Genomic DNA, 13798 nt, shown 5'->3' with positions numbered 1-13798 from the left:
GCAAGCGCTATCACCGCACGGCACATAAAAAACAGCGCGGCTTTATCGTCCGCGCTGTCCCTGGGCTCTTTTTATTTATTTTGTAAATTCTGAAAGCTTGTCAAACACGCCGGTCAGCGCAAAATAAGCTTCGTCAAAAATTGGTTTCATAGCGCTGTAAACCGGCTGATTATCGCTGTTTGGCACCTTTGTTTCCTCAATTTTCAGGAATTTGTCAATGACGTCAAAATTTTCAAAGACGCCAACGCCCACACCTGCAGTAATGGCCGCGCCCATGGAGGTCGCTTCTTCCAGGTAGTTTGGTTTCTGGATATTGATATTGTAAACATCCGCTAAAATCTGAAGCCAGGCGTCACTCTGGGCGCCGCCCCCAATGACGATCATATCGTCAATCACAACGCCCTTCCCCTTAAAAACATCCATGACCACGCCCAGATTAAAGGCAACGCCTTCCTGCACCACGCGCACCATGTCCTTCTTTTCAGTTTCCATTTTAAGACCGATAAAGGCGCCCTTTGCCTTCGGATTCCAGCGCGGGCTTCTCTCGCCGATCAGGTATGGCAGAAACAGCAGTCCGTTGGCTCCTGGCTTGGAATCGCCGATCTCTTGTTCCAGAAGGTCATATTTGCTGACGCCCTGCTGTTCACCCAGCAGGCTCTCGTACTTGCACAGCTCCTTTGTAAACCAGCTGTAAGAGCCACCGCCGCACTGCATGGTCCCAGTTGGCAATACATAGCCCGGCACAATGTGCGCCCAGGTAAAGGTGCGCATTTCTTCATCATAGATTGGCTTTTCAGTCGTGATCGAAATCCATGAGGATGTACCCATACAGCTGTGGGCAATGCCTTCCTTTGTACAGCCGGTGCCAACAGCCGCGCAGACGCCGTCGCCGCCGCCACAGACAACAGGAATGCCTGAAGCCAGCCCACAGGCTTCGGCCGCTTCATCTGTGACGGTTCCCGCAACGTCTGTGGATTTTAACAGCGTTGGCATTTTTTCACGGTCAATCCCCATGACATCCAGAAGGCGGTCGGACCATTCCAGCTTGTTTAAATCCAACAGGTTGGTGGAGGAAGCGTCCGTATACTCGGTAACAAATTTCCCGGTTAGCTTGAGGATAATATAATCCTTACAGTTAAGCATTTTATAGGTATTTTCATAGATTTCCGGTTCGTTGTTTTTCACCCACATCAGCTTTTGGCCGCCGTAGGACGGGCTGATTTTATGGCCTGTGAGATGATAAAAATCTTCCTCGCTGATGCGCTCGCGAATCATTTCCTCTTCCTTTGTGGCGCGCATGTCTGCCCAGATCAAAGCGTTTCTAAGCGCCTTGCCCTCTTTATCCACGCAGATGCACCCCATCATCTGGCCGCTGAAGGATATGGCGGCAATGTCGTTCACATCGATATCCTGCACCAGCTCTTTTGTGGATATGCAGACAGCGTTCCAGAAATCCTCGGGGCACTGTTCAACCCAGTTATTATTGCTGACAAGCATGTCGTAGCTGTGAACACAGCTTTTGACCAGTTCCCCTTCTGTGCTGTACAGAGTCGCCTTGTTTCCGGATGTTCCCAAATCATGTGCCAGTAAGTATTTTTTCATTTTAACCTCTCCTCAAAAATGATTATTATAATGTTTTAGCGTAAGCTTCTGTAATTTCAATACTGCTGCTGCTGCCAATCCGTTCTGCACCAGCTTCGATCATCGCCAGGCAGGTCTCAAGGTCTCGGATACCGCCGGCGGCCTTGACCTTTACAGCATCGCCGACAACGGATTTCATAAGCCTTACATCCTCCACGGTCGCCCCGCCTGTACCAAAACCTGTTGAGGTTTTGATAAAGTCCGGCTTCACCTCTCTGGCGATCTCAGCAGTCTTTACAATCTCATCCTTTGTCAGATAGCAATTTTCAAAAATAACCTTTGACAGCACGCCGTTTTCACGGCAGACTGCCACAATGGCTTCCATTTCACGTTTGATATAGTCATAATTCTTATTTTTCAGCTCCACGATGTTGATGACATAATCGATTTCGTCCGCGCCGTTTGCAATGGCATTTTCAGTCTCAAAAACCTTGGTTTCAATGGTTGTCTGACCGAGGGGAAAGCTGATGGCTGCGCCCACATGCACAGGTGAATCCTTCAGGTACTCCTTACACAGTGCTACCGGGGCCGAATTGATGGCAACCATCTTAAAGCCGTACTTATCGGCATCATCACACAGCTTCTTAAAATCCTCATCCGTGACAAAGGCCTTTAAAAGCGTATGGTCAAAATAACCTGCCAGTTCTTTAACAGTTAATGTTTTCATATAAATCCTCACTTCAATTATTGTTCTTATGTATTTACATAATAACATCACATTGTATGAGTGTCAAGCACAAAAAGAAAAAACCGGCAAATGCCGGCCCTTTTTAAGGTTAATTCCGTTTTAATTTAAAGGTGAAATGGCTCCTGTCCCCTCGATAATAGGCTTTAGAGTATTCCACTGCCGTCTCGTCGGTCAGGTAGGCGATGGTCTGAATATACTGGATTGCGGAACCCTTGCTGATCCCCAGGATTTTAGCGGTCGAGCTGTCTGCCAATATGGCCTCCAGGCGTCTGGTGGCATAGTCAATGGTCATACCCAGCTCGGCCTCCATCACATGATACATGGAGACTCGGGTAAAATCCTTTTCCAGCATTTCACCGCACAGGCTGTACGGCAGATGGCTGACCACGTGGACAATGGGCTCTCCGTCTGCATAGCGCAGACGCTCAAGCCGCACGACCTCTGTCCCCATCTCAAGCTGCAGGGCGCGTCCCACCTCTTCGTCACAGGCCACTACCTCCAGGCCCAGCACTTCGGTTTTAGGCGTCAGTCCTTTTTCCTTCATTTCCTCGTTAAAACTCTGGATCGATTCCAGGAAATTCTGGTGAATCTTTGGACGGTTCACAAAGGTACCCTTGCTCTTTTTGCGGTAGAGCTTTCCCTCCACCACCAGCGAGTTGATCGCCTGGCGTACTGTCGGACGGCTGATTCCAAAAGCCTCACTGATCTCCATTTCCGTTGGGATGGGTTCTTCATAATTAGTGTGCTCTTTTTCAATGTACTCCTCCAGCAGTGTTTTGAGCTGGTAATAGAGCGGCACCGGTATATTTTTATCGAGTTGATGATCAAATAATTCCATATTATAATCGCCTTTCCTATGTCATTACCATCTAGTATAGCGCATTTTTTATAAAATGTCCATATGTTATGACATTGCTGCCCCTTAAAAGAAAGCCCGGAGAATTATCCGGGCTAGCCATGCTGTTTATTTTTCAAGAATCTTTTTCAGGTCTTCCTCTGGAGTGGAGATGGGTGTCAGGCCAAAACGCTCAACGAGCACATTTAATACATTCGGAGATACAAAAGCCGGCAGTGTTGGTCCAAGGTAGATATTTTTGATGCCAAGAGACAGCAATGTCAGCAATACGCAGACGGCTTTCTGTTCGTACCAGGACAATACCAGTGTGAGAGGAAGCTCATTGACGGTGCAGTCAAAGGCGTCCGCCAGGGCAAGTGCGATCTGGATGGCAGAGTAAGCATCATTACATTGTCCGACATCCATGATTCTCGGCAGACCACCGATGGTGCCAAGGTCTAAATCGTTGAACCGGTATTTTCCGCAAGCCAGTGTCAAAACAATGGAATCGTCTGGAGTCTGCTTGACAAATTCAGTGTAGTAGTTCCGTCCCGGTTTCGCGCCGTCACAGCCGCCAACCAGGAAGAAATGAGAAATGTCGCCGCCCTTTACAGCCTCTACGACCTTGTCGGCCACAGAAAGTACGGTTCCTCTCGCAAAGCCCGTCGTCAATACGGCCCCCCCATTGATGCCGGTCATCTTATGATCTTCCGGATAACCGCCCAGCTCCAGAGCTTTTTCGATAACAGGTGTAAAATCTTTGTCTGGACCGATATGCACCATTTCAGGGTATGAGACCACTTCGGTGGTGAAAACACGGTCACTGTAAGAATCCTTAACGGGCATCAGACAGTTGGTGGTGTAGAGTATGGGCGCCGGCACCCCGTCAAATTCCTTTTGCTGGTTCTGCCATGCGGTGCCAAAGTTTCCCTTAAGGTGTGGGTAAGCCTTGAGTTTTGGATATGCATGGGTAGGGAGCATTTCACCGTGAGTATAAATATTGATTCCCTTGTCCTTTGTCTGTTCCAGAAGCAGATAAAGGTCGTGCAGGTCATGGCCTGTGATGATGATGAACGGCCCCTTCTCAACGGTCATGGAAACCTCTGTCGGCTCAGGTGTTCCGTAGGTTTCTGTGTTGGCTTTATCCAGCATGGCCATGCACTGCAGGTTAACATTACCGGTATCCATGACCAGTGCCAGCAGGGTATCCATGTCCTCTTCGCCGCCAATGGCCCGCAAAGCGGTCAGGAAAAAAGCGTTGACATCCTCATTGTGATATCCCAGTACATCGGCGTGATAGGCGTAGGCTGCTATACCGCGCAGACCAAACAGGATCAGAGATTTTAAAGAACGGATATCTTCATTGGCATCCCAAAGCTCCTGCATATCAAAATCACGGATTTCGCCGCCAATGGCTTTTTGCAGATTGTGCAGGTCGTCCACCTGTTTTTTAATGGTGGGATCATTAAAATTAACATTGGTCACAGTGGTGAATAATCCTTTCATCACCAGCTTGCTGACTTCATCATTGGGTGCTTCTTCCCTTTCCATCACCCGCGCCAGACCGATCATAGCGCCTGTCAGTTCATCCTGCAGATGTGCGGTGTGGTCCTTTTTGCCGCAAACCCCCTGGTGTTTGGTACAGCCCTTTCCTAAAGCAGTCTGTTCGCATTGAAAACAAAAAAATGACATAATAGAATCCTCCTTGATTTCTTGTTTCTTTATGTTGTTATCCAGTATACCCACCTAGCGCAAAAATGTATGTTGCATATGCAACACTTGTGAAGAAAAACGAGATTTCTTAAGGGTTTTTCAGATATTTTGTTTTCATTCTTTCTTTTTCTATATTAACTGCCTGAAAATCTGTAATTTCATCAAGATTTTATCAAACTTTTAATATTTCCTTGTCCGTTAATCACTCATGGTGATAAAATATATATAATACTATCTGCATATTAAAACGGAGGATTTATCATGACCATAACAACCACCACACAGGAAAAAACGCTATACGCCGCCCTTGAAGGCAGAATCGATACCTTCAGCGGCCCACAATTGGAGCAGGAGCTTTCAGGAGCTATTGACAATATAGATACTTTAGTTTTAAATTTAGAAAAAATCGACTATGTTTCCAGCGCGGGTATCCGAGCTATGCTGAGTCTCCACAAAAAAATGGCTGCAAAAAAGGGAAGCATGAAGCTTCAAAATCTAAACAACAGCGTTCTGTCTGTGTTAAAAATGACAAAACTCGACAGCATTTTTTGTGTGGAATAATGCAATGAATCGCTGTAATGTCACCGCTACACCTTCAGGATTGCAAACGCTTTTATCTTTTACTGAAGCCTGGCTTTCAGATGCCAGTATCAGACCAGAAACGCAATATGACGTTTTGATTATTGTGGAGGAGCTTGCAGCTAATATTGTCAGCTACGCTTATGATGAAATACCGGGGAAGATTGCTCTGTCCCTCGAATTACTCAATGACGGCACTGTTCTGAAGCTTACCCTTTCGGATGCCGGGAGGCCCTTCAACCCTCTTGACTCCGACGATCCTAAACTTTCGGAATTCATTGAAGAACGGCCTGTCGGCGGCCTTGGCATTTTTATGATCAAGTCTCTGGCCGACAAATTGAAATATGAATACAACAATAAACAAAACCAGATTATCATAGAAAAGAGGTTAACATGATAAAACAATACCCCATCACACATCCTCAAAAACGTATTTTATACACCGAGCTAATCAATAACACCCCAGGCAGCTACAATTTTGTAGGAACCATGCTCTTTACAGAGGGTAACACAGAACGCATTAAAGCCGCTGTGCGATCTGCCATGAGCGAAACTCCTAACTTTTTTCTCCGATTCCATATGGAGGAAAATGGCGAACTAAGCTTTTATCGGGAGATCACAGAGGTTAAAATCGAAGAATGCGGTGACTGCGCTATTTCGATTCATCATTTTAACAGTCTGGAAAATACCGCACTTTATCATTTTCTTATTGCCCACACACCCGAAGGCGACTCTTTGCGTATGTCCTTTCATCACGCGTTATGTGATGGCACTGGTCTGGACTTGTTCGCTCAAAAGGTCTGGAGTCATTATCACGATGGCGTCAGTAAAGGTTTAAACGACCGTCCCTATGAGGAATACGCTGCCTGCGAAATGGATTATCTGAAATCCAAAGCTTTTGAAACAGACAAAAGCTATTGGTCATCCAAGCTGAAAGATACCGCTGACTTTGACTGTGAACCCAAAAGCAGCTCTGACTTTACGTTGGGTTACCAACGCTTCAATCTTTCCCATATCCTTAAAAATAAAATACGCGCCTTTTCCGCCGCGCAGGATGAGCATATCTCATCATTCCTTCTGGCGCTGACCGCAGCAAGCCTTTTTCTCGCTAAACGCAACCATAAAAACGGCATACTGATAAACCTTGGCGAAAGTGGCCGCCGCCACCTTGAAAGCTTTTCTGAAACCACAGGTATGTTTGTAAGCCTTGTACCCTTAAAACTGACTTTTGACGCAGAGGATACCTTTATGGCTTTACTTAAAAAGACTAAAAATACCTTTAAAGAAGCTTTGTCCCACAGTAAATACCCATATGATCTTCTGGTACAGGATATGGCAGAGTCCGGCATTGATCTAGAGAACATTTCTTCCGTCTCCATTGTGGCAAACTCCAACAATCCCGACAGTCACCTTACAAAATCCATTGCCGCAGAATCCTGTGACCGTGCCCTTACCATCCGTATCAACCCAGATGTATTGGGACATGATACCTTTAAGTGCTTCGCCTTTGAATACCAGACCGCTTGCTACACTAAAGAAGCCATCACAAAAATGGGTGAAGCGCTGATGTCCTTGATCAAAAACCTCGTAGACCATGCCGACTGGCCCTTTAAGGATATTACCATCGATCCCAAGGCTCTTTTGCCTGTGGAGGATCACTCCGTTGTGGCTGATGCCGACGAAATTGCCCGTCTCGACCGCTTTAACAACACCAAAGTCTCTTATGACTCCACAAAAACCGTGGTCGATCTTTTTAGAGCCCAAGCCCGGAAAACCCCCGAGGCGGAGTGCGTCGTTTATATGAATTGGCATTATTCCTACGCCGAAGTCGACCATCTTTCGGACAACCTTGCCCGTGCCATCGCGGCCAAAAACCTTGGCACCGGAGACATCGTATCCATCCTCATTCCCCGGTGTGAGTATATGGCCATTGCTTCACTTGGAGTATTAAAGGCCGGCTGCGCCTACCAGCCCCTCGACCCTGACTATCCAGAGGAAAGACTTTCCTTTATGATGGCTGACGCCAGTGTAAAACTTCTTATCGCCGATGCCGATCTGCTTAAAAAAGTACCGAAATACCAGGGCGATACGCTATGTATCCATGATATTCCCACACTGACTGAGGATTTGCCCCTGCCCAAAGAGCCAACACACGAGAATCTATTCATACTCCTCTATACCTCTGGCTCCACCGGCACCCCTAAAGGCTGTATGCTCACCCATGAAAATATTGCCAATTTCTGCCGCTGGTACCACCGCTACTATAATCTCACCGAGAAAGATCGGGTGGCCGCCTATGCCAGCTTCGGCTTTGACGCATCCATGATGGACACCTGGCCTGCCCTTACACGCGGCGCTGCCATGTATATCATCCCCGAGGAAATTCGACTGGATCTGCTGTCCCTTAACGACTATTTTGTAGCAAATGACATTACCAACGCCTTCATAACTACCCAGGTAGGCCGCCAGTTTGCCACCTGTATTGAAGAAACCAGCCTGCGTAATTTAAGCGTCGGCGGTGAAACCCTAGTCCCCTGCGAGCCGCCAGAATCCTACTCCCTTCACAATGTCTATGGTCCCACAGAATGTACCATTCTTTGCACCGCAGGCCTTGTTGACCGTCTATATGAAAAATCTGTCCCCATTGGCGGTCCGATAGACAACACCAAGCTTTATGTTGTAGACGCCAAGCTTCACAGAGTACCCATCGGTGTACCAGGCGAGCTGTGCATCGCTGGAGCGCCTGTCTCCAGAGGTTATCTGGGCCGCGAAAGCCTGTCGGCAGAAAAGTTTATTCAAAATCCCTTCGACGATGATCCTGCTTACAGCCGTATGTACCGTACCGGAGATGTGGTCAAGTGGCTGGAGGACGGCCGTATCCTCTTTGTCGGCCGAGAGGATGGTCAGGTGAAAATCCGTGGTTTTCGGATTGAGCTGACTGAAATCGAACAAAAAATAAGAGAATATCAAGGCATTAAAGATGCCACGCTCATTGCCTGTGACGAAGAAAATGGCGGAAAATATGTGGCCGCCTACGTCGTTTCAGACGAAACCATCGATATTGAGGATCTTAACGCCTTCATATCAGCGGAAAAACCGGATTACATGGTTCCTGCGGTAATCATGCAGATTGACGCCATCCCTCTGACCCCAAATTTAAAGGTGGATAAAAAAGCCCTGCCCAAACCGGTTCGCAGCTTTGACGAGATTGTCCTGCCCCAAACGCCAACGCAGGAAAAAATTCACGCCATTTTGGCAGAAGTCATCGGCGATTCTGGCTTTGGCATTGACACAGACATTTACAAGGCAGGCCTTACTTCCATCGGCGCGGTTAAGCTCGGTGTTCTGTTCTCCAAGACCTTTGGTCTTAAAATGAACACACAGGATTTCAAAAAATACAATACCGTCGCAAAACTGGAAACCTACATCGACATCGCTGGAAGCATACAGTCCAGTCAAAAGGCTCATAAAAAGCTTGAAGCCTATCCGCTGACTCAAACACAGATGGGCATTTATCTGGAATGCCTGAAAAATCCAGATTCCTGCGTCTATAACATTCCGCTGTTCTGCACCTTTTCAAAAGCAATTGACGCACAACGTTTAGGCGACGCGCTGACCCGCGCCATCGATGCGCATCCCTACCTTAAAACTCGTCTCCAGATTACTGGCGAGGACATTTTACTGAAGCGCCGGGACAGCGACCCTGCCCTGGTAAAACGTACTCGGATGAAGGCTTCAGAACTTGAGGATTATTGCAGTCAGCTGGTAAAACCCTTTAATTTTGAACACGGCCTCTATCGTTCGGAAATTATCGAAACCGAAGAAAGCGTCAGTCTTTTCATCGACGTGCATCATCTGATTTTTGACGGAACCTCCGCCATGGTGCTGCTTCAGGAAATCAATCGGGCTTACACCGGAAAAGACCCCGCTGGTGAATCCTACACTTCCTTTGATTTAGCGCTGGATGAAAAGCAGGAACGGGAAGGTACAGCCTACAGCGAAGCCAGAGACTTTTATCACAACATTTTTGGCGCCATGGAAACAAACGCCCGCCTGGATTATGATAAACCCGAAAACAACACCCCAGAAACCGATGCCTTTGACATTGATATGGGTACTCTTTTAAGAGATGAAGTCCAGTCCTACTGTATAAAACACCGGATTACTCCCAATGTCTTTTTTACCGGTGCCTTTGGCTTCACCCTGGCTCAATTTAAAAACCAGACAGAATCTGCCTTTTGCACCATTTACAATGGCCGCAGTGACTCCCGCACCGCAGAATCAGTCGGTATGCTGGTCAAAACCATGCCGGTTTATTGTAATCTGGAAACGCCCAATACTGTGGAAAGTTACCTGAAAGCTGTTAAGAAACATCTCCTTGCACTCATGGATCATGATATTTATTCCTTTGGGGAAATCAGCCGGGAGCTTGGTATTTCAGCTGATATTCTTTTTGCGTATCAGGGAAGTGACTTCAACACCTTTACTCTGGATGCCGAAAGTGTTCCCATTGTTCCATTGGCTCTTTCTGAAACTAAAGCGCCTCTTTCAGTAGATATCTATGATGCTGATCCGGGATACATTATAAAGGCAGAGTACCGCCATGATCTGTATGAAAGCATAACAATATCCCGATTTTTAAAGGCCTATGAAGAAGTCTGTAAAAGCTTGCTGACCGCCGAAACTTTTAAGGATATTCGTCTGATCAGCGATGAGGATAAAAATAGAATCGCGGTGTTTAATGACACTGAAATCCCCATTGATACCCCTCTTATCCCAGAACAGCTGCAGGCCGTTGCCGATGCCAATCCTAATAAAACGGCCCTCATCAGCTGTGGTGAGCGCTTAACTTTCAAAGAACTGAATGATGCCACCAACCGAATTGCCAACGCGCTTATTAAGCTGGGCGTCGAGCCAGAAGACATTGTAGCGGTCCTTCTCACCCGCACCAAGTATGCCTACATGGCGCGACAGGGTATCTTAAAATCCGGCGGTGCCTTTTTATGCACAGATCCTGAATATCCTGATGACCGTATCCGTTTTACCCTTGAGGACAGCCAGGCTAAATTCCTCATTACGACGAAAGCCCTTGCCGAAAAACGACAGGCAGTCTGTGAAAATACAGCTTGTACTTTACTCTGCATTGAGGACTTGCTTGAGGAGGCTAACACCTGTTTTCCACAGATTGACCTTAAACCCTCAAATTTATGCTATTGTATTTATACCTCTGGATCTACTGGCACACCCAAAGGCGTCATGATTGAGCACCGCAATCTGCGCCATTACTGTCACGCTAATCCAAAAAATCCAGAGATTATGTCCTACATCGAACACAGCACGGTTTCTCTGTCCTTTGCTGCTCTGACCTTTGATGTGTCAATTCTTGAGGAATATGTTCCGCTTACCCAGGGGATCACGGTGTGTATGGCCAATGAAAATGAAATTCATAATCCGCTGGCCATGCGGGATCTGCTCATAGAAAACAAAGTAGATACCTTTACAGCAACCCCGTCCTACCTTGGCAACATCGTGGATATTCCAGAAATGACGGATGCGCTGTCCCAGATTCGCAGCTTTAACGTCGGCGCGGAAAACTTCCCCCTGCCCCTTTACGACAAACTGCGGGCTGTCAGTCCAGAAGCCCACATTTATAACGGCTACGGACCGTCGGAAACCACCATCGGCTGTACTTTTATTGAAATGACTGGTGAAAACGTCACGATCGGCCGTCCTATGAGCAATATCAAATGCTATATTTACAATCGCTATGGACAGGAAATGCCCATTGGCGTTCCCGGCGAGCTCATTATTGCCGGTGATGGTGTTGGACGCGGTTACGTTGGACGCCCAGACCTCACAGAAAAAAGCTTTTTCCGCATTGGCAGCCTGAAAGCCTATCACTCCGGCGATTTAGCTGCCTGGGATATTGATGGCAAACTTCCCTTCTTTGGACGGCTGGACAATCAAGTCAAACTGAGGGGACTCAGGGTGGAGCTAGATGAGGTTGAAGCTGCCATCAACAGCTACGAAGGGGTTAAATCCAGTATTGTTCAGGTTCGCGGAAAGGATGACGGCCAGTTTCTCTGTGGCTTTTTTACCGCGGATCACACAGTTGACATTAACAGTCTCACTGCTCATTTAAAGAGTACCCTGACCCACTATATGGTGCCTGGCGTTCTTGTGCAGCTGGATAAGATGCCTTTAACCTCCAATGGTAAAATCAACAAAAAAGCCTTGCCTGAGATTACTTACAGCGCCGCAGAGCATGAGTACATCGCGCCGCAAAATGAAGCAGAAGCCGCCATCTGCAGTATGATGGCCGAAGTTCTTAAATGTGACAAGGTTGGCGCCACCGATGATTTCTTTGAAATTGGCGGTACTTCTCTCAGCGCCTCCCGCCTTGCTATGCTGGCCGCTAATAGAGGGATTAACTTCGTGTATCAGGATATTTTTAAGTATTCCACCCCTCAGGGTCTGGCCGCCTTCTCACAAAACAAAAGTGATACAGCCCCTGCCGCTGTTGAGACTGACCTGATCGCCGATTATGACTATCAGGCCATCGGCAAACTTTTAGAAAAGAATGCCATTGATAATCTTTCGCTGCTTAACAAGGAACCATTGGGCGATATTCTCATTACCGGCGCAACAGGCTTTTTGGGCATCCATGTGCTCCAGGCTTTTCTGACAAAATACACCGGCAAAGTATGGTGCCTTATTCGCAAGGGAGACGCGGACAGCCTGGAAGAACGTATGCGCACCATGCTTATGTACTACTTTGATGACACCTTTGACGAAGCTTTCGGTACACGACTGTTTCTTATTGAAGGCGATATCACCGACGCTGACCAGGTCAATGCTCTTAGCAATGTTCCCTTCTCTATTCTGATTAACTGTGCGGCCAGCGTTAAGCATTTCGCGGCAGACAACAGCTTAAAACGTATTAACACCGAAGGTGTCAAACACCTCATCAGTCTCTGTGAAAAAACAAGGCGCAAGCTTGTCCAAATTTCAACCGTCAGCATTGCCGGTGACAACTTGAACAACAGTATTCCCAGTGATCGAAAAATCATGGAAAATGATCTTTATTTTGGTCAGACCATCACCAATCAGTACATCGAAAGCAAGTTTTTAGCAGAGCAGGCCGTCCTTGAGGCTTCGACGAGAGGTTTGCGGGCCAAAATCATGCGAGTGGGCAATCTTATGAGCCGCGCGGCCGATGGCGAATTCCAGATAAATTTTATCACCAATGGCTTTATGCGCCAGCTTAAGGGCTATGCCACCCTGCACCAATACCCCGTGGAGAGTATGAATCTGCCGGTGGAATTTTCCCCCATTGATGTTACCGCCCAAACTATTTTGGCCCTTGCCGAAACCGGTGATATTTTTACGGTTTTCCACCCTTACAACAACCATACGGTCTTTATGTCCGATGTGGTGGAGGTCATGAACCAGTGCGGCTTTGACATTAAAGTCACCGATGCCGCCACCTACGAAGCAACCCTTCGTCAGGCCATGGCCGATCCCGATAAAGCCGATAAGGTAGCTGGCCTCATTGCCTATCTGAGCAGTGATACGGAAAACGTGCAGATTCCCATTGACTGCAACAATTGCTTTACCTCTGAGGTGCTGTGCCGTCTTTACCAGAAATGGCCCATCACCGACAATGCCTACATCAAACGGGCGATTCAGGAGCTTGAAGCCCTTGGCTTCTTTGACGTATGAAGCTATATACCATAAATACCGAACCCTTAAGGATCTTGGATATTTTTGAAACACGCATTAAGGAGCTGCCGGAGGTCCGGGCAACCAAGGCGCGAGGCTACCGTCTCGCCAAAGACCGGGCTTTAAGCCTTGGCGCAGGGCTTTTACTCAATCAGGCACTCAGAGAAAGTGGAATTGATCCCGTCACTGCTGAATTTGATGCCACCGAAGGCAAGAAACCCAGGCTCACAAAGCATCCTGACTTCCACTTTAGCATCTCCCACTCCGAGGCTTTCGCCATTCTGGGTGTGGGAGATGCTCCAGTTGGCGTAGACATTGAAAAAATCAGCCCAGTTCCCCTTGACATCGCCCGGCAATACTTTTTCAAGGGAGAATATACCTACCTTATGGCTCTGCCAGAAGCCCAGCGTACACTGGGCTTCTACCGGCTCTGGACCTTAAAGGAGAGCTTTATGAAAGCTGTGGGACTGGGCTTTCAGCTTCCTCTTAATCAATTTGAAATCATAATGACCGCGCCCATTCAGGTAAAACAGCAAGTCAACCGCCACGATTACGCCTTTACCGAATACCAGACCCTGCCAGATTACTGCATCAGCGGCTGCGAACAGCTTTAAATGTCT

General features: G+C 47.4%; 8 protein-coding genes. 4 read left to right on the top strand and 4 right to left on the bottom strand.

Annotated features, from left to right (window positions below; genetic code table 11):
* Positions 1–75 precede the first annotated feature (75 nt).
* The 4 genes from xylB to hcp all read right to left on the bottom strand — a co-directional run bounded on the left by xylB (position 76) and on the right by hcp (position 4859).
* Positions 76–1602 (bottom strand): xylulokinase, encoded by a 1527-nt coding sequence (gene xylB, locus DW091_RS17560; protein WP_118518827.1) that lies wholly within the window; start codon positions 1600–1602, stop codon positions 76–78.
* Between the two features lie 25 nt (positions 1603–1627).
* On the bottom strand, positions 1628–2308 hold the full coding sequence (deoC, locus tag DW091_RS17555; RefSeq protein WP_058694786.1) for a deoxyribose-phosphate aldolase: 681 nt from the start codon (positions 2306–2308) through the stop codon (positions 1628–1630).
* A gap of 109 nt (positions 2309–2417) precedes the next feature.
* Positions 2418–3167 (bottom strand): GntR family transcriptional regulator, encoded by a 750-nt coding sequence (locus tag DW091_RS17550; protein ID WP_074616005.1) that lies wholly within the window; start codon positions 3165–3167, stop codon positions 2418–2420.
* A gap of 126 nt (positions 3168–3293) precedes the next feature.
* Positions 3294–4859: a hydroxylamine reductase gene (gene hcp, locus DW091_RS17545; protein WP_187368482.1), complete on the bottom strand. Its 1566-nt coding sequence runs from the start codon at positions 4857–4859 to the stop codon at positions 3294–3296.
* 279 nt (positions 4860–5138) lie between these two features.
* Between hcp and DW091_RS17540 the strand changes: the two genes are divergently transcribed.
* From DW091_RS17540 to DW091_RS17525, 4 genes are read left to right on the top strand one after another with little or no spacing between them, the layout of a single operon-like run.
* A complete protein-coding gene (locus DW091_RS17540) occupies positions 5139–5438 on the top strand; it encodes an STAS domain-containing protein (RefSeq protein ID WP_074616006.1) in 300 nt (99 codons plus the stop codon).
* A gap of 4 nt (positions 5439–5442) precedes the next feature.
* Positions 5443–5853, top strand: coding sequence for an ATP-binding protein (locus DW091_RS17535; RefSeq protein ID WP_118518825.1), 411 nt, complete (start codon positions 5443–5445; stop codon positions 5851–5853).
* Positions 5850–13178 (top strand): non-ribosomal peptide synthetase, encoded by a 7329-nt coding sequence (locus tag DW091_RS17530; RefSeq protein WP_118518824.1) that lies wholly within the window; start codon positions 5850–5852, stop codon positions 13176–13178. The genes DW091_RS17535 and DW091_RS17530 overlap by 4 nt, the downstream gene beginning before the upstream one ends.
* Positions 13175–13792, top strand: coding sequence for a 4'-phosphopantetheinyl transferase superfamily protein (locus DW091_RS17525; RefSeq protein ID WP_118518823.1), 618 nt, complete (start codon positions 13175–13177; stop codon positions 13790–13792). The genes DW091_RS17530 and DW091_RS17525 overlap by 4 nt, the downstream gene beginning before the upstream one ends.
* Positions 13793–13798: the final 6 nt, after the last annotated feature.

The sequence above is a fragment of the Eubacterium sp. AM05-23 genome (assembly GCF_003477535.1).
Classification (GTDB): Bacteria; Bacillota; Clostridia; order Eubacteriales; family Eubacteriaceae; genus Eubacterium; species Eubacterium maltosivorans.
The sequence above is the reverse complement of the archived record's forward strand: the minus strand, read 5'-3'. Positions and strand labels throughout refer to the sequence as shown.

Excerpts from the sequence above, each read along its gene's own strand:
- deoC (WP_058694786.1), bottom strand. The coding sequence starts at position 2,308 with ATGAAAACATTAACTGTTAAAGAACTGGCAGGTTATTTTGACCATACG.
- DW091_RS17550 (WP_074616005.1), bottom strand. The coding sequence starts at position 3,167 with ATGGAATTATTTGATCATCAACTCGATAAAAATATACCGGTGCCGCTC.
- DW091_RS17525 (WP_118518823.1), top strand. The coding sequence starts at position 13,175 with ATGAAGCTATATACCATAAATACCGAACCCTTAAGGATCTTGGATATT.
- DW091_RS17535 (WP_118518825.1), top strand. The coding sequence starts at position 5,443 with ATGAATCGCTGTAATGTCACCGCTACACCTTCAGGATTGCAAACGCTT.
- xylB (WP_118518827.1), bottom strand. The coding sequence starts at position 1,602 with ATGAAAAAATACTTACTGGCACATGATTTGGGAACATCCGGAAACAAG.
- DW091_RS17540 (WP_074616006.1), top strand. The coding sequence starts at position 5,139 with ATGACCATAACAACCACCACACAGGAAAAAACGCTATACGCCGCCCTT.
- DW091_RS17530 (WP_118518824.1), top strand. The coding sequence starts at position 5,850 with ATGATAAAACAATACCCCATCACACATCCTCAAAAACGTATTTTATAC.